We start from the raw sequence: 25,282 nt of genomic DNA, 5'->3' as shown, positions 1-25,282 counted from the left end.
CAGATGACAGATAGCTCCATAAACACTGCCACACCAGAAACGGTCCCCAGCAAAATAATCGCAACTTACCCTCAGCTCTATTCTGTAAAAATAAACCATAATAGGTCCAGAGGGTCACCGCGCCAAATCCTGTGTATATCGCTGTGTTCAGCAAATCCAGTATATGTATCATCCTGTCAATGCCCCTTTCTCATCTCCACCAGACGCACATACCGGGCCTTGGCCTGACTGCAGTATTTCTCGCTGATATGCAGGCTTTTTCCATTGCTTAATACCACCAGATCTCCATTAAAACGGGTAATATGTGCAAAATTGATCAAATATGATTTATGAATGCGCAGAAATGCTATCTCACTTTTTTCCAGAGATCGTTCAATCTCATCCAGTTTCGCTGTGAAGCTTTGGACTTCGTAAGTCAAATGAGCTTCTACTTTTTTATTATGGCTTTCAAAATATAGGATTTCCTTCATAGGAAGCTTTATGATATTTCTGTTTGTCTCATATATAAAATACCGTTCAATTCTACAGATCTCCTTCAGAGCCGCTTCAAAAGCCTGCTCAAACCGTTCCTCATCGACTGGCTTCAGTAAATAGGTAAGCGCCCTGACATCATACCCTTTTATGGCATAGGTAGCATAACTGGTCACAAAAACCAAAGGCACCACAGCATCCACCTCGCGGATCTGTTCTGCTGCCTTCATGCCATCCATCTCCTTCATCTCGATATCCATATAAATTAGATGAAATCGCTTTCCCGCCAATATATCTGAAGTTATCTCATTGCCATCCTGATACTCTGACACAAAAATATCCAGATCCTTTTCCTGCCCATAATTCCTCAGGAGCGTCACTATCTGCCCTCGAACTGCTGCATCATCGTCGCACACTGCTATGCGAATCATAACACCGCTCCTTCCTGTCTGCTGTATCTTCCGCCGTATCCTTCCATCTCATTGTCCGATACACTGCCTCTTTTTACAATTATACAGAATTTACCAGCATTTTCAAGCGTTACCGCCGCTCCCTCATTACATTGACCAGGAACCAGAGATACATCCATTCCTTTGTACGGATGTTATCTGTCTGCTCGATCAGCATCAGGACATCCTCCCGGCTGATGTTCGCCGCTGCCATCCCTTTCATCCAGTCAGAGAGCTTCTCCTCCGGCTCCCTGTACCCCAGCACATTGTCTGTGGACACCTTAAAATAAGCAGCAAGATTGATCAGCACATCTACGGGAATGACTTCCCGTTCACGTTCCATCCTGCTGATCACCTGCTGCGATACACCGATCTTCTCTCCCAGCTCTCTCTGAGTCAGTCCCTGTCTCTTGCGAAGCTTTTTGATATTACTCTGCATATGGCTCATCTCCTTTTGTATACAAATATTTTAACAAACAAAAGGATTACATATACTTATTAGAAAAGTATTATCACTCAACTGAGCAGTATTAGAGAGTAATTTATGCATTGTTACCTGTTTTCCGAGTATTTTGTTTTTACGCCGCTACCATATGCGGAACCAGCGTTATACTCCGTGCGACAGGACAAAAACGCCAGGGACTCCGGCTGTTTTCATCACCGGATTCCCTGGCGCCTGTTTCTGGCAGTATCATATTGTTTTAATACGTTTACTCATCATTCCTCATAGTATAACTCAATACGCCGAATGACTCTGCATTCATCTTATTGGTCAGAAGCTCGGTATAGTTTATCTTGGTGCTCTCGATATGCTGTCTGAGGGCCTGCAGGGCGCCCTCCCGGTCTCCCGCTGCGATCATGGAAATGATATTCTCATGGTCACGGTATGCCTTGTCCTGATAGGAACGCTCCAGGTAGGAAAGGACCCGCATCCTGGTCAGCTGGAGCAGCAGGCTCTCATGGAAATGGATGATCCTGGTGTTACCCGACAGCAGCACCAGCTTGTCATGGAACTTCTGGTCGTAGTAAAACTGCTGCTTTACATGGCCCTGCTTATTCACATCCTCCATCAACCGGTTGATCCTGCGGAGATAGTCAAGCTCCTCCTCCGTGACCTTACGGCGCATCAGAAGGGCGAGCGCTGTCATCTCAATCCCGCTTCTGGCGTCAAACAGATCCTCGATATCCTCCGGCGTGATCTCACAGACATAGTAGCTCTGCCCGGCTCCGCCGTCGCGGATCAGTCCATCGCTCTGTATCTTCTGAAGCGCCATACGGATCGGCGTGCGGCTCATGCCAAGCTCCTTGCTCAGGATGAAATCTGAGATCGCCTGGCCGGGGACCAGCTCAAAGTCGCAGATTTTCTGCCTTATCTTTTCATAAGCTTCGTCTACCAGAGATTTCTTTTCCTCCACCACGTTGTATCCGCCTTTCCCTTTTCTTATTTACCAGTATGCTCGGCTTCGCCTCGCTAAATATTGCCTCGCTAAGTGTTCATAGTATACCTGGTCACTAAATTCGCCCTTCGCCTTCGGCTCGCCCTCATTAAGTGTCCTGGCATGCATTCTCACTAAGCTCGGCTTCGCCTCGCTAAGTGTTCATAGTATACCATACCCGGAAATTTTTGGAAAGATATAAATCCGGCACCTGCCGCCCCTTTGTCCGGCTTCCGGCTTTAAAGGCTGCCTACTGGATCAGCTCATCTACATGGACAATCTCAATGTCTTTGCCGTCTGCACCGGTCACCGTTACATTTTTCATGGTCAGGCGCTTTACATTGTTGATATAGATCCCTTTTTTCGTGCATGGTTCCACATCTGCCATCATGGCCGGATACTCGGGTGTTGGATCTTCGACAAAATCTACGGTGACCTGGTCGAAGGTTACGTCCTCGATCTTGGCCTCCGGCAGTCCATAGATAAAGCTTCCCGCCACATGGCAGTTATGAGCCTCGATATTCTTGAAGGTAAGCTTTTTGATGAACGGGGTTCGCTTGTCCACCGGGAGGGCTTCCTTGTTCTTCACATACTCGGAGCGTCCGTCCGGGTCGCAGCACCAGTAATAGGAATTGACCACAAACGGGGTCAGCACTCCGTCCATTTTGATGTTCTCAAACAGGATATCGTCTACCACGGAATCATTGCCCCTGCCGCGCCTGGTCTTTACTCTTAAGCCCCGGTCCGTATCCTCGAAAATACAGTCCTTCACCACCATATGGCGGACGCCTGCGGCAATCTCGCTTCCCATGGTGACAGAACCATGCCCATGGCGCATATAGCACTGGCGGATCTCTATGTTCTGGGAAGGCGTCTTGTATTTATTGCCCATGTAGAACTTGCCGGACTTCATGGCAATACAGTCGTCCCCAAGGGAGAAATACACACCTGCCACCAGAAGGCCGTCCACCGACTCCGGGTCCATGCCGTCCGTATTGGGCGAGATCTTGGGGTTGATCACCTGCAGATCGATCCAGCGCGTGTTGTTGGAAAAATACGGGTGCAGGTTCCATGCCGGGCTGTTCTGGACCGTTATCCCCTGGACTGTGATATTTTCACAATGGTTTAGGAATATCATCCTGGGGCGGTATGCTCCGCCGATCTTCTCCCTGCCTTCGCCCTTCCACCAGTTCTCATAGCTGGCATTTCCTTCTAACACGCCCTGTCCTGTGATCACTACATTCTGCACATTGACGCCTGTGATGATGCTTCCGAACATCTCAAGAGGATTGCCCTCCCACGTGCCCAAGTTGTACTCATCCTTCTCATCGTAGCTCTCGATCAGCCCCGGCAGGATCGGGAATTTGTCCCGGTCCGTATAGGCCGATATCACGGCGCCTTCTGCCAGGTCGATGGTGATATCGCTCTTTAAAAACAGGGATGATACTTTGTAAATGCCTTTGGGCAGATAGACCCGGCTGTCTTTGGGACAGCAGCTTATGGCTGCCTGGATGCTGACAGTATCGTCATGAACGCCGTCACCCCTGGCTCCGAACTTTTTGACATTTAACGTTACATACTCATAATCGGTCCTGATCTCGGCGGATGCTGTGTCCCCGGCTGATGAACCGGCCTCTGCGGACGATGCGGACGATCCGGCTTTCGGCATCCGCACTTCCAGCCTGTAAGCAGTACCCGGCTTTAAGCCGTTTATGGTCTGGATGACCTTTTGAGAGGTCATCACCTTCTCCCCGTCCAGATAGATGTCATAGGGCTGATCCGTGTGGTAGATCCCACAGTTTAAAAGCTCGATCGTCACCCGCCTTGAGGTTTTAAATATTACCTGGAATTCCATATGCTGTCTCCTTTTTCTCAGTTCTTATCCTTGAATTTCCGCATTTTGCAGCGGCGGCAGGCGGGGATCAGACACTCCACCTGCATATGCCTGAGCCTAGCCCTTCACACCGCCTGCTGAGATGCCCTCTACAAACTGGTCCTGCGCCAGGAAGAATACTACCAGTGACGGCAGGATGGTGATGATGGACAATGCCAGCACCTTATTCCACTGGAACCCGGTCTCTGTATCCATAAACAACCGGAGTCCCAAGGCCGCTGGGAACTTCCTGGTGGAGTTGATGTAGATGAGCGGTCCCATAAAATCATTGGAGGACCACATGAACTGGAACAGCGCACTGGATACGATCGCCGGCTGTACCATAGGTACGATGATCAGGAGCAGGCGCTGGAAGGAATTGCAGCCGTCGATTTCCGCGGCCTCCTCCAGTTCTTTCGGGACCGAGCGCATGAACTGGATCATCATAAAGACGAAATAGGTATCACATGCGAAGAAGCTCGGCGCCACTAACGGCAGGTAGCTGTCCACCCAGCCGATCTTTGTAAACAGAAGGAACTGGGGAACATTTAAAACAACCTGGGGAAGGAACAGGGTTGCCAGCATCAGGCCGTACCAGAAACCTTTTCCTTTGAAATGAAATCTGGTAAATGCATAAGCCGTGATGGTAGCAGACACAATGGTCCCAAGTACCTTTGGAATAACAAACAAGTATGTATTGATCATGTAATGTCCGTAAGAATAGTTGGTCCCGTTCCACCCGTCGATGTAGCCCTGGAGAGTGGGGTTCTTCGGAATAAATCCGATAGAGCTGAAGATCTCCGCGTTGTTATCCCTAAAGGACGCGCCAACCATCCAGATCATGGGATAGATCATACAGATCCCGATGGCAACCAGCACAAAATAGCGCAGGAATGTATTCAACGTATTTCTCTGTTTTCTCGTCATTTTCCGCCCTACCTTTCCTCATCCCCGTAATAAACCCAGTACTTCTGGCTAATAAAGGATATCGCAGTCAATCCGGCAACAATGATGAACAGCATCCACGCCATCGCGCTTGCCATACCCATCTTATAGGTCTTAAACGCATTCTGATAGATCAGGATGGAGATCAGGGTCGTGGAACCCTGCGGGCCGCCGTTGGTAATGACGAACGGGCCGTTGAACTCCTGGAACGCCTGGCACAGCTGGGTGATCAGGTTAAAGAACACCACCGGCGTGATCATCGGGATCGTAACCTTCATAAACTGAGTAAACTTGCCTGCCCCGTCGATGGCTGCCGCTTCATAGAGGTCCTGCGGCACGCCCTTTAACGCTGCCAGGAAAATAACCATGGCGGAACCGAACTGCCACACTCTCAGCAGGCAGATAACGAACAGCGCATAATCAGCGCTTCCCAGCCAGTTGATCGGCGCCCCGCCGAAAGCCTTGATCACCATGTTGATCAGACCTTCATTCTGGAACAGGAACTGCCACAGCACCGCTATGGAGATAGAACCTCCCAAAATGGACGGGATGTAATAAATGGTCCTGAACAGGTTGATGCCTTTCAGCTTAAAGTTCAGGAGATACGCAATAAACAGGGCAAAGAGAAGCTTTAACGGCACCGTCATGAATGCGTATTTGAACGTTACCACAAAGGATTTCACATACTTTGACGTATCCAGGATGGCCTGGTAGTTCTGCAAGCCCGACGAACTGGGTCCCGCTCTTGAACAGGTTATAGTTCGTCATGCTGTAATACAGGGAGGACAGAAACGGATAAAATTTAAACGCGAAGAATCCAATCAGCCAGATGGACAGATACGCATATCCATTATTCGCCTTCCAAAACTTTTTCCATGATCTCTGTTTCAAATTATTCACCCTTCCTGATCGGCGGCCTGAAGCTTCCGATATTCCGCATACGCCATCATGGTCGCACCGACTCCTTTGACCTCGTCAGAAACGATCGGCTCTGACAGGTAATATTCCACGCTTCCGTCACGCTCGTCTTTCGGCCCTAAGCCCGCCACTTCGCAGATGTCCTTCAGATGCCATACGCCATCCACGCAGACCAGCTTCTGATCCAGGAGATCGTTTAACATTTTCTCTCCCATCGGGCGGTATTTCTCCTCCTGGAGAACGCCCAGACGGCAGCCCTTTAAAATACTGTAAGCCACCATAGCGCTGCCGGAGGTCTCGATGTAGTTGCCCTCCACATCCGGCAGGGCGATCAGCTGATAGAACAGTCCGCTCTCCGGGTCCTGGTATTCCAGAACGCCCTTTAAGGCTTCCTTAAACCAGACTGCATACTGTTTGTGCTGCTCGAACACTTCCTCGGAAGAGATCTCATATAAGTCGATCAGCGCCATCAGATGCCAGCCGATGGAGCGCAGCCAGAAGTTGTGGGACAGGCCGGTCTCTTTGTCCGCCCAGATCATGACCTTCTTCTCATCATAGGCGTGATAGTACAGATGATCCTTGTCACTGTAAAGCAGGCGTCTCACATTCTCCATCTGGGAGTAAACGTCATTGCAGTTCTCATTGTTGTTGAACTTCGTCTCATATTCCAGGTACAGCGGCAGTCCCATATACAGGCCGTCCAGCCAGATCTGGTATGGATAAATGGTCTTGTGCCAGAAGTTGCCTGTGGAAGTCCTGGGATGGCGGTGGAGCATGTCGATCAGGACCTCCAGGGCTTTTTTGTACCGCTCTTCCCCGGTCTGCTCATATAAGAAGAACAGGATCTTGCCGGAATTGATCTTGTCTAAGTTCAGCTCGTTCACATCCAGATACTTGATGGTGCCGTCCTCCAGGATGTGATGGTCCATAAATTCAACGATCCGGTCCTTGTAAAATTCATCCCCGGTCACCTCATAAAGCCACTGTGCCCCCAGCAGGGTCACTCCTGCCTCATAGTTCCACAATGGTTTGTCATCCTGGGCAAACTTCACCAGGTAGTCGCGGAAAAACTGTTCTGTGATTGCTGTATTCATGTTCATTCTCCTCTTTTTTCGATATCCTTTTACATGTTTGATCGCCCGGGACGGCGAAAATGCCGATCTGCCGTCCCGAAGCTCTCAGGCTTAGTATGGATTCTCTGCCTGTACCCGCTCGATCTCTTCGATCAGGTACTGCGCCATGTCGCCTGTAGTGGAATGGTCTGCACTGATGTTCTCAAACACCTCATAGTAAACGCCGGTGGTATCCTTCAGCTCGGAATTCTCAAAGTTCGGGTCAAATGTGAAGTTCGCCACCTTGAGCACTGCCTGGTTTGCCTCGTAGGTCAGTCCGCTCAGCATATCCTTTTCTACCAGGATGTCCTTCGCCGTGTCATTGACCACGATACCGCGCTCAAGGCCACACAGCTCAACGCCCTCCGGGTCGTTCATCAGGAAATCAGCGAGCATCGCAGCTTCTTTCTTGTGCTCAGACGCTTCTGTGATCGCAAAACACTGGGAGATCTTGGTCAGACCTGCTTCCGTATCGCCGATGCCGGTGATGAAATCGCCAAGCACAAACTCCTGCCCCTCTTCCAACGCCTCCTGGAACTTGGTGTTGGCGGAATCCCACTCGTAGAAGCCTGCGTAGGTACCGTTCGCCCACTTGGAGTTCTTCTCAAGGATGGTAGCACCGTCGCCCAGCAGCAGCTCGATCTTCGGAAGTACATGTGTATCCTCCAGGGAGCATACCCAGTCAAGGCCTTCCTTTACTTCGTCAGCGGTATAGTTGACTGCGCCGTCTACCACCCACTCTTTGCCGTACCTGGCTTCCAGATAGTAGAGCATCAGCAGCATGCGCTCATACTGGTACATCGCCAGCGGATAGTACTCATCGCCCAGCTTGTCCCTAAAAACAGCGCCTGCATTCAACAGCTCATCCATGGTCTTCGGGATCTCCAGGCCTGCCTTCTCAAAGGTTGTCTTGTTCCAGAAGAAGCACTTGCCCGTAACACTGATCGGGACTGCCTGAAGCTTGCCGGCTACCACGCACTGGTCCACGATCTTCTCCGGGAAACCGCTTAAGTCAATATCCGTCAGGCTGTTGATGTCTGCAAAGGTGGAGCCGTCCCCGGAAAACTGGTAAAGCCAGTTCCAGTTTACCTGCATCAGGTCCGGCGCCGTACCGCCGTTTAACTGGGTGGCACACTTCTCTGTCCAGCCGTCCCATGCGCCGTACTCGCACTCGACCTTGATGTTGGGATACTTCTTCATAAATGCATCAACTGCCGCCTGCGTCGCCACATGCCGGGAATCACCGCCCCACCAGGAGAACCGTATCGTCACTTCTTCTCCGTCACCGGATGTGCTGTCCGCAGCTTCCGCCCCAGCGCCTTCTGCCTTGGACGCCTCTGCTTTGGGAGCTTCTTTCGCGGACCCTCCGCCGCATGCTGTCAGGGACGCCGCCATAGATACTGCCAGCGCCATGGAAACAACTCTTTTCATTAACTTCATTTTAAAACCTCCCTTGGTTTTTTATTTTATACTGCAATTATAACACATGCTCCGCCCTTGTCAATTGCTTTTTGTATATTTTTTATGTATACAGTAATTATTTTATTGTTATATTAAACATTTTGTCATTTTTCTATTGATTATTTTCTTTTTATAATGTATCATTATGTAAGTTACTTCCATTTATATTTTAGTGTATACATAAATATTGTACAATGCAATGCAAAATTTCACCTTGTATAAGGAGCTGCTATGAGATCAAATTCATTAAAAACTTTAAAAAACCTGACAAATCCTGTTACACTGCAATGCGCATACTGTGACCGGAACAGCCTGCCTGAGTTTTCAAAGCTGCTGGACCTGCTTTCACGGTATGAGTTTTATGGTATTGAGCTGAACCTGCCGGACTTAAAAGCGCTGCCTCCGAGAGAGCTTTCCTCCCTGCTCCGCACCTATGGGTTATCACTCACCTATATTGCTACTGGAGTCTATGCCAGGAATCAGGGGTTATCCCTTTCCGCATCCGACCCAAAACTCCGGCAAAAGAGCGTGGATGGCTGCATGGAAAATATTCGTTACGCCAGCGATCTCGGCGCGGGTATCATCATCGGCTACCTTAAAAATCACCCTGATCCCGCCTCCGCTCCTTCAGATCCAGCTCAGCCGGCTCTGTATCTCCAGGAATCCTTAGCGCAGCTGGATGACTTTGCCAAAACGCTGAATGTCCCGATCCTGCTGGAAGCTACCAACCGCTATGAGTCCTGTGTCGCAAATGCCCTGGCCGATACCTGCCAGATCGCCATGCAGGCAGCTGCCCTGTCCGCTGGCAATGATACGGCAGACCACAGCATGATCTCCATCCTGCCGGATACCTACCATATGAATATAGAAGAAAGTCATCCGCTGGAAGCTCTCGGCATTTACCAGGGACATTATCAAAACATCCACCTTTCAGACAACAACCGGTATTTTCCAGGACTGGGATGCCTGGCCTTTGAGAATTATTTTAACAAGCTGAATGCGATCCATTATCAGGGGACATTCGGGATTGAAGGAATCTTAAAAAACGGGATAGAAGAAGATCTGGAAGTATGTGTGGATTACCTAAACCGGTTGATGGAAACTTCGGCGCAGGCCTGTGAGATGGGACTGTTGGCGTAACGTATCTGAACAGAAAAGGAGGCGCCGGATGGACACCTCCTTGAACTGAAATCCTATCTTTTCCCTGCCGCAGTAAAGTAGTTTGCCAGCTCCGCAAACTGCTCAAGGGTCAGCGCCTCCCCACGGATCGTAGGAGAGACCCCCAGGCTCTCAATGCCCGCCGCGATCTGTTCTTTGGAAAATGAGATCTCCGGGGAATTGTTAAGGCCGTTCTGCAGGGTCTTTCTCCTCTGGTTGAAGGAAGCCCGGATCAGCTTAAACATCAGCGCCGGGTCCTGTACCTTTACGGGCGGCTCCTTATGCCGGGTAAGACGGATCACCGCCGACCCCACATTGGGACGGGGGATAAAACAGTTGGGCGGCACATTAGCTACAATATAAGGCTCTGCATAATACTGCACCGCAAGGGATAGCGCGCCGTAGTCCTTAGAGCCTGGCCCAACCTGCATCCGGTCCGCCACTTCCTTCTGTACCATAACGGTGATATTGTCAATCGGCACATCGCCCTCGAACAGCCCCATGATGATCGGCGTCGTAATATAATAAGGAAGATTTGCCACCACCTTGATCGGTCTGCCGCCGTTATACTTTTCCGCCAGTTCTTTTATGTCAACCTTTAAGACGTCTGCATTCAACACCACCACATTGTCATAATCCGCCAATGTTTCCGAAAGGATCGGGATCAGGTTCGTGTCGATCTCCACCGCCACCACTTTACCTGCCGCCTCCGCCAGATACTGGGTCATGGTCCCGATCCCCGGCCCGATCTCCAGCACCATGTCATCTCCCGTAACCCCCGCTGCCCGGATGATCTTGTCCAGCACATGGGTGTCGATCAGAAAATTCTGCCCGAATTTCTTTTGAAATGCAAACTCGTATTTCTGTATAATCTCTATTGTATTTTTCGGATTTCCCAATGTCGGCATCCTGTTCCTCCTCAATCTGCTCATTCCTTTTCCGGTCTGCTATATGCCATCCGGCCTTTACAGGTTCTCCAGCTATTATACCAAACTATGCGCGTCTGCAGATGCACTGGGCATCCCGGTTCACAAAAGCCTGTACATCTTTCTCGCATTCTGCTGCGTCACCGCGATCACTTCTTCCGGCGCCACTCCTTTTATCTGGCTGACCGCCTCCACCACATAGGGCAGGTTCAGGGAAGAATTGCGTTTCCCCCGGTTCGGGACCGGGGATAAGTACGGACAGTCGGTCTCCAGAACGATCCGGTCCAACGGCATATACTCCACAACTTCTTTCAGCTTCCGGGCGTTGTTAAAGGTCAGGACGCCTCCGATCCCAAGATAAAAGCCCAGATTTAAATACTCTCTCGCCATCTCCAGGCTGTAGGAGAAGCAGTGGATGACCCCGCCCAGCTCCCCGGCCCGCTCCGCCTTTATAATATCCAGCGTATCCTTCGCCGCGTCCCGGCTGTGAACAACAACAGGCAGATTCACTTCCCTCGCAAGAGCAAGCTGACGCACAAACCAATGCTTCTGCACCTCCGGCTCCGGCTCATTCCAGTAGTAGTCAAGGCCGATCTCACCGATGGCGACCACCTTCTCCTCCCCGGCCACGTGCTTCAGCCAGTCCATCAGATGATCGTTCAGCTCTCCGGTCTCATTGGGATGGACGCCCACGGCCCCATAGACAAAAGGATACCGTTTTATAAGCTCCAGCGTATTTTTCGTGGATTGGATGCTGGCTCCGATGTTTACCACCGCTCCGATCCCGTTCTCCACAAGGCTGTTAAGAATTGCCTCGCGGTCCTCGTCAAATGCCTCATCATCGTAGTGGGCATGGGTATCAAAAATCATGGTTTTCAAAGTAGTTCCCTCTTTCTTTATAATATAACCATTTACACAAAAATCAAATGATAGATCCCGGCCAATGCCAGCATATGCGCCGGATAAAACAGGTAAAAGAGGTACTTCCCCTTCCACTTGCCGCGCTGCCCATTGTAAAGGTATATCAGGAAAAATCCCAGCGCCAGGCCCGGAATCATATAAAGGGTCCGCATCGTCATGACCATCCACACAAATCCCATCACACACATCCTGGTCCGGTCCCAGCGGAACCAGTATAACAATGCGATCAGCATGATCCCGATATAGCCATAATCTGTTTTAAGCAGCCAGGCTGCACCACAAAACAAAAGGATCACCGCCAGCTGCAGGAGCGTCTTCAGCGGCATCTGCGCACTTCCAGGCTTCCACAGATCCACGGCCCCGACCGTTTCCAACGCTTTCATCATCAGAAGTCCCAAAAACAGGGTAAAAAATACGTTCTGCACGTCCCAGGACATCGGCACATGGGCGCCCATCAGGTCAAAGGGAATCTCCGAGACCACCGCAAACACACCGAGACGCAGCGCATACCGTCTCCAATCCCGGGTGTGCAAAAAACCTTCCAGCAGCAGAAAACAGAAGATGGGAAATGCCACCCTGCCAATCATCCTCAGCACGCAGTAGAGGATCCACCAGCCGCCCATGGGTTTCCCCAGCCGCATCATCATAGGCAGGATCACGCCGTCTCCCACAAGCAGGTACCCGATATGATCCACCAGCATACTGATAACGGCAATCAGCTTTAACTGATTGCCGTTTAATCTGCCGTTCAAACTCAATGTCATACCATTCTCCATCCGCATATCCCTATCTCATCGCCAATCAGCACGCATCAGCAGATCTCGGCTCCTGCAGGCATCTTCTTCTCCGGCACCATCAGGGACAGGTTGCCTTCTGCATCCTCTGCACAGAGCAGCATTCCCTCAGACAGGACGCCAGCCAGCTTTGCAGGCTTTAAGTTCACAACGACCATGACCTTCTTGCCGACCATCTCTTCCGGTGAATAGTACGCCTTAATACCGCTGACGATCTGCTTCACCTGGCTTCCGACCTTTACCCTGGAGCAGAGAAGTTTCTTGGACTTGGGCACTGCCTCGCAGGCAATGATCTCCCCGACCTGGAACTGGAGCTTTGCAAAATCATCATAGGTGATCTCCGGCTTCGCCTCGATATCGATGACGGCGTCATCGGACGCATCAGCTGCGCCATCAGCCGCGCCGGCTGCCGCCGCCTCGGCTGCATGCATGGCCTCCACTTTGTCCAGGACTTCCTTCATATCCATTCTCGCAAACAGGATCTCCGGTTTGTCTGTCACATGGCTTCCGGAAGGATACAGTCCAAACTGATCCATGGCGGATAAGCTGCGTTTCTCTGCGTGGAGCTGTGCCAGGATCTTCGCGGAAGTCTCCGGCATAAAGGACTCAAGCAGGGACGCGCCGATGGTGATCGCCTCCACCAGGTTGTAGAGAACGGTGGCAAGACGGTCTTTCTGCGCCTCATCCTTCGCCAGCGCCCAGGGCATGGTCTCGTCGATATATTTGTTGCAGCGGCGGAAGATATTGAAGATCTCACTGATCGCGTCCGCTACCCGCAGCTCGTCCATCTTCGCATCCGCTTTCTTCACGGAATCCAGTACCACAGCCTTCAGATCTGCATCCACTTCACCGGCTGCACCGCCGTCGCGCACCTCACCGCCAAAGTATTTGTTGGACATGGAGATCGTACGGTTCACCAGATTGCCCAGGATGTTCGCCAGATCGGAATTCATCCGCTCTACCATCAGCTCCCAGGAGATCACACCGTCATTGTCAAAGGGCATCTCATGCAGCACGAAATAACGCACCGCGTCCACGCCGAAGAAGTCTACCAGGGTATCTGCATAAAGCACATTCCCCTTGGATTTGCTCATCTTGCCGTCGCCCTGTAAGAGCCACGGATGTCCAAATACCTGCTTCGGCAGCGGCAGATCCAGCGCCATCAAAAAGATCGGCCAATAGATCGTATGGAAACGGATGATATCCTTACCGATCAGATGAAGATCCGCCGGCCAGAACCTGTCATACAGCTCCCCGCTTGCACCATCGCAGTCATACCCCAGTCCGGTGATATAGTTGGTCAGAGCATCCAGCCACACATAGGTCACATGCTTCGGATCAAAGCTGACCGGGATCCCCCAGGTGAAGGAAGTCCTGGAAACGCACAGATCCTGCAGGCCCGGGAGAAGGAAGTTGTTCATCATCTCATTCTTGCGGGATACCGGCTGGATAAACTCAGGATGCTCATTGATATGGGCGATCAGCCTGTCCGCGTATTTGCTCATCTTGAAGAAGTATGCCTCCTCCTTCGCAGGCTGCACCTCACGTCCGCAGTCCGGGCACTTGCCGTCCACCAGCTGGGACTCGGTAAAAAAGGACTCGCACGGCGTGCAGTAAAGCCCCTCATAATAGCCTTTATAGATATCGCCCTTGTCATAGAGCTTCTTAAAGATCTTCTGCACCTGAGCCTCGTGATCCGCATCGGTGGTTCGGATAAACTTGTCATAGGAGGTATTCATCAGATCCCAGATATCCCGGATCTGTCCTGCCACTCCGTCTACAAACTCCTTCGGGGAAACGCCTGCTGCTTCCGCCTTCAGCTCGATCTTCTGTCCATGCTCGTCGGTACCGGTCTGGAACCGGACGTCGTAGCCCTGTTCCCTCTTAAACCGGGCAATGCTGTCCGCCAGCACGATCTCATAGGTGTTGCCGATATGCGGCTTGCCGGATGTATAGGCGATCGCCGTGGTAATATAATAAGGTTTTTTACAGTTGCAGCTTTCATTCTGACACATGAGCCATTTTCCTCCAAATTATAGAAATTAAGTAATCAAACTATAGCACAAACCAGCCAAAAACTCAAGGAATCCGGTCAAATGTCTCATAAGTTGTATTTTTTCAGAGTATAGATTATAATAGGAACACTTAGGAGGATACCCTTATGCATACAAAACAACACCGAAACGGCAGTTCTCTGCTTTCTCTCCTGCTCTGCACCGTGATGCTCTGCGCGGCGCTGCTCACCGGTTGTGTGCCCCGCCCGGACGGGAATACGCCGACCACTGCAGCCCCATACCCGGAAGAAACACCGGCCAGTTACGAGCAGTTTGAAGAGAAAAAGCTGGAAGAACAGAACCGTTTCAACCAGATGGAAGAAGAATTGTTCCGCAGTGAAGCCGGAGGCAACCTGCTCAGCCTGCATTTTCTGCTGAAAGATCCCGCCGCTTACCAGATCACATCTGCCGAACATCTTTATACCCCTGCTACCCTGGAATTTGCGGAGTCTGCCCGACAGGAGCGCGAGGAACTGTCACAGCAGCTTGCCACCTTCGATGCGGCGCTTCTCACCGAGGAGCAGAAGGTAACCCTGCGGATCCTGCAAAGCTTCCTGGAAACAGAAAAAATGAGCGACGGCCTGGAGCTGTATTCCCAGCCTCTTGCCCCTACCATCGGCATTCAGGCGGAGCTTCCCATCCTTTTGTGCGAGTATACCTTTTATCAAAAACAGGATGTGGATGATTATCTGAAGCTGCTGGAAAACATGGATGAATATTACGCAGAGATCCTCCAGTTTGAGCAACAAAAGGCGGACGCCGGACTGATGATGAGCGACACATCCATTGACCATGTGATCGAATCCTGTGAGAGTTATCTCCTGGTGCCGGGGGACAATTTTATGATCGATTCCTTTAACAGCCGCCTGGATGCAGTGGCGGGGCTGACAGAGGAGGAAAAGGACCAGTACAGGGCGCAGAATTCCGCCATGCTGGAGCAGCATTTCGTTCCGGCTTACCAGCTTCTGATCGATGAAATGCAGAAGTTTAAAGGTACGGGAACCAATGAAAAAGGAATGTGCGGATACCCCCAGGGCAAGGAGTACTATAAATATCAGGTTTTCGCCAGCACCGGCACCTCTTATGGCTCGGTAGAAAGCCTGCTGGCTGCTATCGGGCAGAATATTGACAAAAACCTGGCTGAGACCTCCGCCCTGCTGACAGAACACCCTGAGCTTATAGAGGCTTTTGATACCTATCAGTACCTTTATACAGAACCCGCGGATATCATGGAGGCTCTGAAAACCCTGACCGCCAGGGATTTCCCGGCACTGCCGGAATGCAGCTACACCTTCAAGGATGTTCCCCGTGCGCTGGAGCTGTCCTTAAGCCCGGCATTTTATCTGGTATCGCCCATTGACGACACCAGCAGCAACACCATTTATATCAACCGCAACCCCCGGTACGCCTCCTCAGAGCTGTTCGGCACCATCGCCCACGAAGGCTACCCCGGGCACTTATACCAGCATGTGTATTTCACTGACGCCTGCGGTTCCAACCTGCGGAAGAATTTGACCTTCCTCGGTTACAGCGAAGGCTGGGCAACCTATGTGGAGCACCTTTCCTACACCCTGGACAATGGCCTGGACCCGGATCTTGGAAGGCTTCTCGCCGCCAACAGCATGGCAAGCCTCGGACTCCACGCCTACCTGGATATCTCCATCAATTATATGGGCTGGGATAAAGCCCAGGTCCAGGAATATCTTGCAAAATATTACAGCAAACCGGAGGATGTAGTGGATTCCATCTACAGCGCCATGGTAGAAAATCCAGCCAACTATCTGTCCTATTACGTGGGCTGTATGGAGATTCAGAATATGCGGGAGACCGCCGAGAAGCAGCTAGGAGATAAGTTCAATGCAAAAGAATTCCACCGTTTTCTGTTGGACATCGGAAATGCGCCGTTTGATGTGATCCAGCCATACTTTACCACATGGCTTATGAAACAGAAGATGTAGCGTGAAAAACGATGGGCCATGGCTAGTTTATAACCAATTTATGACCAGTCCATGACACAAAAATGACCGTCCCGGAGAGATCTTTTCACACACTCAGGGACGGCCTTTTCTTTTATGATTTCTTTTATGGTTTCCCCTATGATCAGATTTTCTAGCCCATCAGATATTCCAGGATCTCAGCCGCATTGGTATCCGGCTTCACTTTTTCCATGGCCTTCTCGATCACGCCGTTCTCATCGATCACATAGGTGCTGCGCACCACGCCCATAGACACCTTTCCATAGAGCTTCTTTTCCTTCCAGACATCGTAGGCCTGGATCGCCTGAAGCTCCGGATCTGAGAGCAGGATAAACGGCAGCTCATGTTTTTTAGCAAAATTCTGGTGGGACTTTACACTGTCCTTACTGATACCGACCACCGGCACGCCCAGGTTCTCGAACTGCTTGTAAACCGCTGCAAAGGCACAGGCCTGGCGGGTACAGCCCGCAGTGTTATCTCTGGGATAGAAATACAGGACAAACCGTTTGCCGGAAAAATCCGACAGCGAAACCTGATTCCCCTCCTTATCCTCCAGTGTAAAATCCGGCGCTTTTGTTCCAACCTCCAACATAGCCTGTCACTCCTCTCCCGGAATCTCAAGATCGATCTTCCGATTTTTAAAATAGTATTCCCGGTCGCGCTCTCCAATATCCCGCAGTACCCGGCACGGATTCCCCACAGCCACCACATTGGCCGGGATATCCTTTGTGACCACACTGCCTGCGCCGATCACAGAATTGTCCCCGATCGTCACCCCCGGCAGCACTACCGCCCCCGCGCCGATCCATACATTATTGCCAATGTTAACGTCCGCGCAGAACTGCAGCGCCTGTTTCCTCAGATGCGGCTCTACCGGATGCCCGGATGTGGTCAGGGTCACATTGGGGCCAAACATCACATAGTCCCCGATATAGATATTCCCATCATCTACCAGGGTCAGGTTAAAGTTCGCATACACATGGCTCCCCATATGCACGTTCCGTCCGCCCCAGTTGGCACAGAGCGGAGGTTCAATATAGCACTCCTCTCCGATGCTGCCAAACATCTCTTCTAAAAGCCTTTCCCGCCTGTCCGCCTCTGACGGGCGCGTGTGGTTGTACTCGTACTGCTTCTCCAGGCAGGCTGACTGCTCCTGCATAATGTCGCTGTCAGCCGGGTCATACAACTGTCCGGCCTCCAGCCTCGCTCTGTTATCCATGTCTGCGCTCCTCCCATCTCTACTCCCTGATCCCGTACTCACGGTATAAAACCGCGCGGTAACTCTTGTCCTTTGTCGCTTTCGCAAGATCATCCATTCTGGAATCCTCTATAAGCCGGCCCGTCAGGGCTACAAAGTCATTCTCACCGAGTTCTTTCCCGAGTGCTTCTCCTTCTGCTTTTCCAGCAATCACTCCATCTTCAAAGATCATCTGGCCGATCTGTGTCATCCTCATCTCCTCCTTTATGCGGTTTTTATATGCCTCATCGATCACCTTGTCCGAGAACGTCAGGATCCCCGCAAGGGCTTTTAAGGTCCGGTCCCGCTCCGGGATCCGGCGGGCAAGCTCTACGGACCGCTCGATCATAAGCTGTTTGTTCTGATTGCCCTTTACCGTCAGCGGCAGGATCGTGAGCTGCATCAGATCCTCCTCGTCAAGCCGCTCTCCCGCAAAAAGCTTCTCATCCAGTCTCTTATAGATCCCCTCTGTGTCCTGGAAGACCAGGTATGCGGATTCCACCTGCAGGGTCAGGCCGCCCAGGTCATACACTTCTTCCGCCCGCTCCACATCCGCCGTATAGAGCACCAGCATCTTGATCTTCCATACCTCATTTAACCGGTTCTGTCCTGCATAGCGTTTCAGCACCCTGGCAATGTAATTCAAATATTTGATAAAATTCTCCCGGTCAAAGCTGGACTCATAATCCATGATCGCCAGAGAACCATCCTCCAACTGAAACAGGTTGTCGATCCGCAGCTCATTACTCTCGATCGCCGGCAGATTCGTCGGCAGGATGCCTGTAATGGATAAATGCGGCAGACCAAACACAGCCAGGTTCTTCCCAACCAGCGTTTCCCCCGTCAGTTTGGATGCGATATCCTTGTTCTGATATGCAATATCACCCATATGTATTTCTCCTTTTATTATACTTGATTTGGTACCGTTATTGCAATACTGCAATCATATGTTGTTTGTTCCCCCCTTACTTTAAATTGCACCTGTTGTTTTGAAATCTTCCGCAAATCTGCGGCATTGATAAATATAGAATTTATCAGAACCCTGCCAGATGGAATCCCCGGCGAAGATTGTGTCCAGTATAATATCTTTTGGTATGGTTGTCAATTCTAAATGTTTTCTAATTTTGCTTTTTATTTTTAAAAACTTTCCGGTCAAAAACCGGCCGGCAGTTCCCTGCCAACGGCAGGGAACCAGCCTTCCTTTTAGTTTATCATAGATGGTAAGTCCTGCCGCATGGTTTCCGTTAAAAGCACCAGCAATTCCAGCGCACTTCGGAACTGCCTTTTCAGCTTTCGGTTGTCCCACCGGATTTCCCCCTGCCAGCTGGCATGATTCCGGTAACGGATACAGATGTGGAACTGCTGCCCATGTCTCCGCCCAGCAAAGGTTCTGGCTTCCATATGCACTTTTTCCATTCCCCTTTCATACGCATTTTTCTGCTCCCGCATAAGACTTTCTGCCTGACACAGTGAATGCATCTGTCTGCGCCCCGGCTCCCTCCATTCTCTCCGGATCCGGAACACCGCCTGCGGCATATCCAGCTCCTCCAGCAGGCCCTCCAGTTCATAGAAAAATTCTGAAAAGCTGTGGAACTCCTTCCATTTTCCCTGGTACATAGGGCAGAATTCTCCCCAAAGCTTATCCTCGCATAAACAATACTGCATCAGAATCCATGTCTGCATGCTCCATCCCTCTTTTCTTTTGTCTGATTCCTGCGCCTGTTCCTGTCTGGTACTGATCTGCTTCAGTCATATTGGGACAACTGTTAAGCGTCAGTTTTCCGGCACCGGACCGCCACGCGGTTTTCTCCTCCGTAGGTACATGTGAAAAGCAGTAACTGCCAGTCGCCCTTCAGCATCTCCTCTCCCTGGTCCGGACCAAGGGTCCGGACATCCACCGCTTCATAGACCGTCTCACCCCCGTCCAGGCCGGTAAATGTGATCCTGGCTCCTGGCTTCAATCTTTTTAATCCGCCAAAATGCCTTTCGTAATTGTGTGCCAGGATGACCAGGTTTTCTTCCTCCACACTCCCACTGTAGCGGCAGGGGGTCTTACGCAGGGCCGGGTAGCTCCACTGCGCTGCAACCGGAAGCTCCAGGCCCAGTTCCGGAAGGGAGAGAATTCCCAAGTAGTCTCCTGACAAGAGGGTGGCGGTTATTCTTTCGTCTCCTTCCGGACCGGCTGCGTCTGTGTCACCGGATGTTCCCTCACCGGATGTTCCCGCCTCCTCCGCCAGCTCTCCCGCCCAGGCATCCGCAATCTCTTGATTCCCCGCCTGGGCGTCCGCGATCTCCTGACTTCTGAACCGGGCATCCGCGATCTCTTTTTTCAATAGTTCGGCTGCCTGTTCTGCCGCAATCCCGGCCTGCCGCTCTTCCAACGCGTTAACGCTCCAAAAGCCGGCAGACGCCAGGATCATCAGCACTCCCAGCAGCATGAATATACTTCCTCTGTTCCATCGTCTCATGTTTACTCTCTGCTTTCCTCCCGTCTCTCTTTGGCCCGGTTCCCCGCGTTCCCATATATACACTAAAGAATATTTTTTGTCCCATACTGTCTCTCGATATATCATAAACGTTCCACCGCAAACGCCGCCGGATACTCTTCCGCAAAAAACCATTCCAGATTTTCCAGTTTCTCCACATCAAACAGAGCCTGCTCATCCTCGCTCAGACCCTCTATCAGTTCCCTTATATCCACGATCTTCTGGTAAACCTCCAGCAGATAGTCCCCTATCTCTTCTCCTTCTAGCTCACTCTCTTCCGGAAGCGCATCGATCCGTTCCTGCAATTCTTCCACCGACCACTACAGGTCCGGGTCTGCGGGCGAGGCCTCGCTGGACGTGGCTTCGTCCCTGAATCCTCTGACCGGTCCGTCGCTTTCGTCTGACCTGCCTGTTCCGTATCGGCCGGTGTATGGCCGATCACAGAGCTCCTGCTGACGGGGAATATCTCTCCTCCTCGTTCCGCAAGGGATGAAATATTTAAGGACATCACCAACAGCGCACAAAGCCATCCTGCCTGTACTCTCCTCAGCTTTTTCATTCTTTTACTCTGCCACATGACCGTACCCCTCCGATTTATTTTATCTTTTTGTTGTATCCGGCATCTATATCCGACACCTGGTCCCTTTAGAAAAACGGCAGTCCGTTCACTCTTCTTCCCGGCCTGCCATTCTTCCAATTATTCTTCATCTTCTCGCTGCTGCCTGTCCCGGCGGCGCATCACCCAGCCGCCCCCGATCAGGATAAATCCGCCTACCGCGCACAGGATCACCGGCAAACGCCGCATTCCTGTCTGCGGAAGGCGCTCGATCATCTCTACCGGTACCAGCGGTTCCAGGGGGTCCGGAACCGCTGTAAACGGAGGCACGGTTTCAGGCGCTGTTGTGGGGGTTGGCCTGTCCCCGCCTCCACCCGGATGATCCCCGCCATCCGGCGTGTTTCCGCCGGTATGACGTTCGATCTTAGGTCTTGCTTCTATTTTATAGTTCCAACCGCTTCCATCCTCCTCCATCATTGGCACCGGGATGAGAAACGGCTTCATGGTATAGTAACCGTTCTTTGCCGCGGTCTGTTTCGCCAGATACATTCCTGCTTCCAGCTCCGCAAAAACGGCTTTTCCATCTGCGTCGGTCTTCTGTGCGCTTCCATACAGCAGCGCGCTCAGATTCCCGCTTTCGTCGATCTGGCCTGCCGCCTCTGCATTCCCGCCTTCTGTAAATCCGCTGTTTAAGATCTCTTCAAAGGCTTCCAGTCCCGGCGACGGGACATAGAACACCTGCCCGTCCCGGATCTCCACTCCGGCGATCCGGTAAAGGCTAAGTTCCACGCCCGGGACCGGGACCCGCTTCTGGCTGTCCCCGCTTCCCGTGACGTAGGATGTGGTTATGGCGGCTATCCCACGGCGCTGTGGGTCCCAGGAGTCCGCAAGGGCCGGAAACGCGCTCTGCAATGCCAGGAACAGAACTCCCAGCCATGCAAACGCCCTGATCTTTTTTTTCTGTGTTCTCAACGCTTATCCCCTCCTTGCTTCTTCTCCGGGTTACTATGGTTGTCTTTTCCCCGCTTCCTCCGCTTCTGGATCACAGGCATAGCCAGGATCAGCAGGAACACCGCAAACAACAGGCCGGCCGCAATCGCCGGGAACCACCGTGTCAGCTCCTGTTTAAGCCTTGTCTTCCAGTCACGTGTGACGCCGGAGGCTGCGCCGGCGGTTGTGGATGCTGCGTCAGTATCCGGGGCTGCGCCTACAGATGCTGCGTCAGAAGCTGCGCCGGCATTTGTGGAATCTGCCCCTGTACCGTTGGAAACAGATGTTTGCGAGTCCAGGCTCTTCCCATCACCCGCAACCCGCTTCCCCCGCACCAGAAGACGGTGGCTGTTGATTCCGTAGGGGGTGCAGGTTACCAGGGTGCAGTAGTCCTCACCTGCTATGATCTCCACATCCTCCATCTCCTGTGGTTCCACCACGGTGATCTGGTCCGTCTCATAAGTCAGTGTTTTCCCAAGCACATGAATATAAAAACGATCCCCTATGATCACCTGGTTTAAATCCGTGAACAGGCGGGCGGATGGCAGCCCCCGATGTCCGGACAGGACACAGTGGGTGGACTCCCCGCCTATGGGCAGGGAACTGCCTTCAATATGGCCGATGCCGTTTTGCAGGACAGCTTCTTCCGTGCTGTGATAGACCGGAAGCTTTACCTTGATCGACGGAATCTCCACTGTGGCGATCACGTCACTGTTGCCTGTCAAAAGCAGGGTATGATAATATCTGGTCTGCTCCGCATCGGGATGGAACCGCCGGTTATCCGTCAAAAGGTTCCGATTATACTCCTCTGCCGCTTCAAACAGGCCGGAGTAATCTTCCTGCTTAAGCCGCTCCACTCCCGCCTCATAGCTGGCTATCGCCCGGCTCTGATGCCAGGCGTTCCACCAGTCGCTGATAGCCGGATAGAGCAGAAGCCCGCTGCCGGTAAGAAATACCGCCGCCAACAGGATTGTTGAAATATATTTTTTCAGATATCGCATCGTTTCAGAATCCTATTCTGCCTCATCCGGCTTTTTTGCCCCGCTCCATGAACGGATCAGAAGGATGACCAGCACAATGAAAAGTACCGGTATTGCCGCCAGAGACAGACGTACCCCCGGCTCCAGATGCCCTATCACCCGCTGCGCCGGTGACTGTGCGGCAAGTGATTTTTCAGCCGGTAACAAACCGTCTTCTTCTGCCGTCTCCTCAACTCTTACGCCCCGGACCAAAAGCCGATGGGTATTGATGCTGTAAGGAGTGCAGGTTATGAGCGTACAATAATCGCGGCCTTCTTCGATATCAAGGCTGTCCACCTCCTCCGGCTTCACAACCTGGATCTGATCCACCTCATAAGTCAGGGTCTCATTCAGGGTGTAGATCCGGAACCGGTCTCCCTCCTTCACCTGATTCAGGTTTGAAAACAGGGTCGAGGAGGGCAGGCCCCGGTGCCCGGACAGTGCACAGTGGGTAGAGCTTCCGCCCACCGGAAGGGAACTGCCCTCGATATGTCCGATCCCCGCCTGCAGTACAGATTCATCAACACCGTGGTAAACCGGCAGGTAGGCTCCGATGGCAGGAATCTCCAGCGCCGCCATGACGTCGCTGTTTTCTGTGGAAAGCAGGCTGCGGTAATACGCATCCTCCTTTTCCGACGGATGAAACCTGTTTCCTTTCCTGACCAGTTTCTGGTTGTATTCCCTGGCGGCCTTCAGAAGTTCCGTGTAATCCTCTTCTTCCAGAGACTCCAGGCCTGCTTCATATCCTGCGATGGCCCGGCTTTGATGACGGGTGTTCCAGTAATCGCTGACTGTGGGGTATAAGATCAACCCACAGCCAGCCAGAAATATCATGACCACAAATAGCGTCGAACGAAATCTTTTCATGCAGTTATCCTATTCTGTCTCATCCCGTCTGTTCTTCTTTGCAAGCATAAAGATCGCCCCGATCATGAGTGCCAGGCCCGCGATCGTAAAGATGGTCGTCCCTACACCACCGGTGGATGGAAGCATGGCGCCCTGTTTGTTCTCTACCGTAATGGAGATAAAGCCATCTTTTGACGTAATTGGCGCGCTTGCTGAACCATCTGTCACTGCTCCGGAAACATAGTATTTCCATACACAGGGATTATCTCCTGCCGGATCGATCGTATCAGGAAGCTCACAGGTGATAACAACTGTGATCTTGCCGGACAGGGCATTAAAACCGGTCGGCGCTTTTGTCTCCTCCAGCTCATAGGTTCCTGCTCCCAGTCCCTTGAATACCAGACAGCCATTTGCATCCACCTCAACCTTGATATCCGTCGTGGTCCCTTCTGTTGTCACCACGGTATCGGTAACGGTGACCTGCTTATATCTTGTTTTGCCGGCATCCGTACCTTCTACATATGCCCGCATCTCCCCGTCATCGCCCACCACCCAGTCGCCGTTTGCATCCTGAACATAAGAGGTTGTGGTCTGGTTGGAAGTTGAAATAGTTGTGGCAAGCCCGTTGCCACTCAGCTTAAATTCTGCTCCTGGAAGCGGTTTCCCGTTCTCGTCCACTTTCACAACTCTGAGTTTTGTGGTATAGGTGTAAGTCTTTTTGGTTGTTGTCGTATCAGTCGGCGTATCCTCTTTCGGCTCATCCGGTTTGTCCGGGTCCTTATTTCCGTCGTAATCATAGTTCGGATTGTTGGAATAGGTCAATGTCACTTCGTTCTCATTGCCTTCTACGCCCGCTTTGGCATACTCATTGAGTTTCGCCTTATATGTGATGGTGATCTGCTGCCCGGCAGATGCTTTATGTTTGTTAAGGAAATCCTTAAATACGATCTTTAATGCTGTGGACTTGTTTGCTCCTGAACCTGTTACATCCGCAGTTATCGCATAATCCGTATCCTTTGTAAGCGTGGTGCTTCCAATGGTGATCGTTTCCTCACCCACATAGTCCAGTCCCGCTGAAAGTTTATCGTTTACGATAAAATAATACCAGTTGTATCCGTCCATCTGCGGAACCTGGGACGTCAGTTTGAATGTGATGGTCTCGCCAATATTGGATTCGCCGGAAACGGTACCGTCACCTGTCCCCTCGATCTTTTTATCGATATTGGGAGCCTCGGCTTTGGCATTTACTGTGGTGCTCTCTACCATCTGTAAGATGAACTTGGTATAGGCGTTATTCTCATCACCCGCAAGGGAATCATCCTTATCTTTCACAAGATAATATCCCCCTCCCAGGCCATCGATGGTATATGTATAAGTTGTGTCTGCTTTGAGCGTACTTTCAGCCGGTGAACCGGTCAAGTGCTCACCTACAATTGCCGCAAATGCATCCAGATTCGCAGAATCGGAAGCGAAGTCCGTTCCCTGCAGTACAGTTGCAACATCATCTGCACTGGCACTGGATGTGAATTTTTCTCCAATGGTCCCGTCTGCTTTCAAGGCCGCAAGAAGCGCCGTGCCATTCACACCTGTACCCCAGTCAATATTTGCCAGGGTCTTCTGTGTGGCGCCGTCGACAGTCACCTCCGAATAATCT

General features: G+C 51.6%; 24 protein-coding genes. 2 read left to right on the top strand and 22 right to left on the bottom strand.

The window, feature by feature from the left end; all coding sequences use genetic code 11:
• Nucleotides 1-176: 176 nt before the first annotated feature.
• From AB1I67_RS04720 to AB1I67_RS04685, 8 genes are all read right to left on the bottom strand, one after another.
• Nucleotides 177-902, bottom strand: coding sequence for a LytTR family DNA-binding domain-containing protein (locus AB1I67_RS04720; RefSeq protein WP_367028662.1), 726 nt, complete (start codon nt 900-902; stop codon nt 177-179).
• A 109-nt stretch (nt 903-1,011) separates the two neighbouring features.
• Complete coding sequence (locus tag AB1I67_RS04715; protein WP_367028661.1) at nt 1,012-1,359, bottom strand: helix-turn-helix transcriptional regulator; 348 nt, start codon at nt 1,357-1,359, stop codon at nt 1,012-1,014.
• Between the two features lie 271 nt (nt 1,360-1,630).
• The gene (locus AB1I67_RS04710) at nt 1,631-2,338 is read right to left on the bottom strand and encodes a GntR family transcriptional regulator (RefSeq protein ID WP_367028660.1); all 708 of its coding nucleotides are present in this window, start codon (nt 2,336-2,338) and stop codon (nt 1,631-1,633) included.
• Between the two features lie 268 nt (nt 2,339-2,606).
• Nucleotides 2,607-4,211 (bottom strand): glycoside hydrolase family 28 protein, encoded by a 1,605-nt coding sequence (locus AB1I67_RS04705; protein WP_367028659.1) that lies wholly within the window; start codon nt 4,209-4,211, stop codon nt 2,607-2,609.
• Between the two features lie 96 nt (nt 4,212-4,307).
• Entirely contained in the window at nt 4,308-5,156 is an 849-nt protein-coding gene (locus tag AB1I67_RS04700) for a carbohydrate ABC transporter permease (RefSeq protein WP_367028658.1), read from the bottom strand.
• 8 nt (nt 5,157-5,164) lie between these two features.
• Nucleotides 5,165-5,896 carry a sugar ABC transporter permease gene (locus AB1I67_RS04695; RefSeq protein WP_367028657.1) on the bottom strand — a complete coding sequence of 244 codons (732 nt, stop codon included), beginning with the start codon at nt 5,894-5,896 and terminating at the stop codon, nt 5,165-5,167.
• Nucleotides 5,897-6,070: 174 nt separating this feature from the next.
• Nucleotides 6,071-7,186, bottom strand: a complete 1,116-nt coding sequence (locus AB1I67_RS04690; RefSeq protein WP_367028656.1) for a glycoside hydrolase family 88 protein — start codon at nt 7,184-7,186, stop codon at nt 6,071-6,073.
• Nucleotides 7,187-7,276: 90 nt separating this feature from the next.
• Complete coding sequence (locus AB1I67_RS04685; protein WP_367028655.1) at nt 7,277-8,644, bottom strand: ABC transporter substrate-binding protein; 1,368 nt, start codon at nt 8,642-8,644, stop codon at nt 7,277-7,279.
• A 252-nt stretch (nt 8,645-8,896) separates the two neighbouring features.
• On the opposite strand from AB1I67_RS04685, the gene AB1I67_RS04680 reads away from it, so the two are divergent.
• Nucleotides 8,897-9,805: a sugar phosphate isomerase/epimerase family protein gene (locus tag AB1I67_RS04680; protein WP_367028654.1), complete on the top strand. Its 909-nt coding sequence runs from the start codon at nt 8,897-8,899 to the stop codon at nt 9,803-9,805.
• Nucleotides 9,806-9,858: 53 nt separating this feature from the next.
• Here AB1I67_RS04680 and rsmA read toward each other — a convergent pair whose 3' ends face one another.
• The 4 genes from rsmA to metG form a co-directional block, all read right to left on the bottom strand.
• Nucleotides 9,859-10,731 carry a 16S rRNA (adenine(1518)-N(6)/adenine(1519)-N(6))-dimethyltransferase RsmA gene (gene rsmA / locus AB1I67_RS04675; RefSeq protein ID WP_367028653.1) on the bottom strand — a complete coding sequence of 291 codons (873 nt, stop codon included), beginning with the start codon at nt 10,729-10,731 and terminating at the stop codon, nt 9,859-9,861.
• A gap of 120 nt (nt 10,732-10,851) precedes the next feature.
• Nucleotides 10,852-11,619, bottom strand: coding sequence for a TatD family hydrolase (locus AB1I67_RS04670; protein WP_367029153.1), 768 nt, complete (start codon nt 11,617-11,619; stop codon nt 10,852-10,854).
• Nucleotides 11,620-11,660: 41 nt separating this feature from the next.
• The gene (locus AB1I67_RS04665; protein WP_367028652.1) at nt 11,661-12,434 is read right to left on the bottom strand and encodes a TraX family protein; all 774 of its coding nucleotides are present in this window, start codon (nt 12,432-12,434) and stop codon (nt 11,661-11,663) included.
• Nucleotides 12,435-12,481: 47 nt separating this feature from the next.
• Nucleotides 12,482-14,479 (bottom strand): methionine--tRNA ligase, encoded by a 1,998-nt coding sequence (gene metG / locus AB1I67_RS04660; protein WP_367028651.1) that lies wholly within the window; start codon nt 14,477-14,479, stop codon nt 12,482-12,484.
• A 146-nt stretch (nt 14,480-14,625) separates the two neighbouring features.
• Between metG and AB1I67_RS04655 the strand changes: the two genes are divergently transcribed.
• Nucleotides 14,626-16,476: a DUF885 domain-containing protein gene (locus tag AB1I67_RS04655; RefSeq protein ID WP_367028650.1), complete on the top strand. Its 1,851-nt coding sequence runs from the start codon at nt 14,626-14,628 to the stop codon at nt 16,474-16,476.
• 151 nt (nt 16,477-16,627) lie between these two features.
• Here AB1I67_RS04655 and bcp read toward each other — a convergent pair whose 3' ends face one another.
• The 10 genes from bcp to AB1I67_RS04605 form a co-directional block, all read right to left on the bottom strand.
• Nucleotides 16,628-17,086 carry a thioredoxin-dependent thiol peroxidase gene (gene bcp / locus AB1I67_RS04650; protein WP_367028649.1) on the bottom strand — a complete coding sequence of 153 codons (459 nt, stop codon included), beginning with the start codon at nt 17,084-17,086 and terminating at the stop codon, nt 16,628-16,630.
• 6 nt (nt 17,087-17,092) lie between these two features.
• Nucleotides 17,093-17,713, bottom strand: a complete 621-nt coding sequence (locus AB1I67_RS04645) for a sugar O-acetyltransferase (protein ID WP_367028648.1) — start codon at nt 17,711-17,713, stop codon at nt 17,093-17,095.
• A gap of 19 nt (nt 17,714-17,732) precedes the next feature.
• Nucleotides 17,733-18,620, bottom strand: coding sequence for a hypothetical protein (locus AB1I67_RS04640; RefSeq protein WP_367028647.1), 888 nt, complete (start codon nt 18,618-18,620; stop codon nt 17,733-17,735).
• A gap of 314 nt (nt 18,621-18,934) precedes the next feature.
• Nucleotides 18,935-19,414, bottom strand: coding sequence for a hypothetical protein (locus AB1I67_RS04635; RefSeq protein WP_367028646.1), 480 nt, complete (start codon nt 19,412-19,414; stop codon nt 18,935-18,937).
• A gap of 83 nt (nt 19,415-19,497) precedes the next feature.
• A complete protein-coding gene (locus tag AB1I67_RS04630; RefSeq protein WP_367028645.1) occupies nt 19,498-20,199 on the bottom strand; it encodes a sortase in 702 nt (233 codons plus the stop codon).
• A gap of 101 nt (nt 20,200-20,300) precedes the next feature.
• A complete protein-coding gene (locus tag AB1I67_RS04625) occupies nt 20,301-20,531 on the bottom strand; it encodes a hypothetical protein (protein ID WP_367028644.1) in 231 nt (76 codons plus the stop codon).
• 383 nt (nt 20,532-20,914) lie between these two features.
• The gene (locus tag AB1I67_RS04620; protein WP_367028643.1) at nt 20,915-21,745 is read right to left on the bottom strand and encodes a SpaA isopeptide-forming pilin-related protein; all 831 of its coding nucleotides are present in this window, start codon (nt 21,743-21,745) and stop codon (nt 20,915-20,917) included.
• Entirely contained in the window at nt 21,742-22,764 is a 1,023-nt protein-coding gene (locus AB1I67_RS04615; protein ID WP_367028642.1) for a class C sortase, read from the bottom strand. The genes AB1I67_RS04620 and AB1I67_RS04615 overlap by 4 nt, the downstream gene beginning before the upstream one ends.
• A gap of 12 nt (nt 22,765-22,776) precedes the next feature.
• Entirely contained in the window at nt 22,777-23,649 is an 873-nt protein-coding gene (locus AB1I67_RS04610; protein ID WP_367028641.1) for a class C sortase, read from the bottom strand.
• A gap of 9 nt (nt 23,650-23,658) precedes the next feature.
• The gene (locus AB1I67_RS04605; RefSeq protein ID WP_367028640.1) at nt 23,659-25,269 is read right to left on the bottom strand and encodes an isopeptide-forming domain-containing fimbrial protein; all 1,611 of its coding nucleotides are present in this window, start codon (nt 25,267-25,269) and stop codon (nt 23,659-23,661) included.
• Nucleotides 25,270-25,282: the final 13 nt, after the last annotated feature.

Source organism: Clostridium sp. AN503 (assembly GCF_040719375.1).
Classification (GTDB): Bacteria; Bacillota; Clostridia; order Lachnospirales; family Lachnospiraceae; genus Brotaphodocola.
Note: the sequence above shows the minus strand (reverse complement) of the source record. Positions and strands in the feature narration are given on the sequence as shown.

Coding starts and splice junctions, on each gene's coding strand:
- AB1I67_RS04720 (WP_367028662.1), bottom strand. CDS start 902: ATGATTCGCATAGCAGTGTGCGACGATGATGCAGCAGTTCGAGGGCAG.
- AB1I67_RS04715 (WP_367028661.1), bottom strand. CDS start 1,359: ATGCAGAGTAATATCAAAAAGCTTCGCAAGAGACAGGGACTGACTCAG.
- AB1I67_RS04705 (WP_367028659.1), bottom strand. CDS start 4,211: ATGGAATTCCAGGTAATATTTAAAACCTCAAGGCGGGTGACGATCGAG.
- AB1I67_RS04700 (WP_367028658.1), bottom strand. CDS start 5,156: ATGACGAGAAAACAGAGAAATACGTTGAATACATTCCTGCGCTATTTT.
- AB1I67_RS04690 (WP_367028656.1), bottom strand. CDS start 7,186: ATGAATACAGCAATCACAGAACAGTTTTTCCGCGACTACCTGGTGAAG.
- AB1I67_RS04685 (WP_367028655.1), bottom strand. CDS start 8,644: ATGAAGTTAATGAAAAGAGTTGTTTCCATGGCGCTGGCAGTATCTATG.
- AB1I67_RS04680 (WP_367028654.1), top strand. CDS start 8,897: ATGAGATCAAATTCATTAAAAACTTTAAAAAACCTGACAAATCCTGTT.
- rsmA (WP_367028653.1), bottom strand. CDS start 10,731: ATGCCGACATTGGGAAATCCGAAAAATACAATAGAGATTATACAGAAA.
- AB1I67_RS04670 (WP_367029153.1), bottom strand. CDS start 11,619: ATGATTTTTGATACCCATGCCCACTACGATGATGAGGCATTTGACGAG.
- AB1I67_RS04665 (WP_367028652.1), bottom strand. CDS start 12,434: ATGACATTGAGTTTGAACGGCAGATTAAACGGCAATCAGTTAAAGCTG.
- metG (WP_367028651.1), bottom strand. CDS start 14,479: ATGTGTCAGAATGAAAGCTGCAACTGTAAAAAACCTTATTATATTACC.
- AB1I67_RS04655 (WP_367028650.1), top strand. CDS start 14,626: ATGCATACAAAACAACACCGAAACGGCAGTTCTCTGCTTTCTCTCCTG.
- bcp (WP_367028649.1), bottom strand. CDS start 17,086: ATGTTGGAGGTTGGAACAAAAGCGCCGGATTTTACACTGGAGGATAAG.
- AB1I67_RS04645 (WP_367028648.1), bottom strand. CDS start 17,713: ATGGATAACAGAGCGAGGCTGGAGGCCGGACAGTTGTATGACCCGGCT.
- AB1I67_RS04640 (WP_367028647.1), bottom strand. CDS start 18,620: ATGGGTGATATTGCATATCAGAACAAGGATATCGCATCCAAACTGACG.
- AB1I67_RS04635 (WP_367028646.1), bottom strand. CDS start 19,414: ATGCAGACATGGATTCTGATGCAGTATTGTTTATGCGAGGATAAGCTT.
- AB1I67_RS04630 (WP_367028645.1), bottom strand. CDS start 20,199: ATGAGACGATGGAACAGAGGAAGTATATTCATGCTGCTGGGAGTGCTG.
- AB1I67_RS04615 (WP_367028642.1), bottom strand. CDS start 22,764: ATGCGATATCTGAAAAAATATATTTCAACAATCCTGTTGGCGGCGGTA.
- AB1I67_RS04610 (WP_367028641.1), bottom strand. CDS start 23,649: ATGAAAAGATTTCGTTCGACGCTATTTGTGGTCATGATATTTCTGGCT.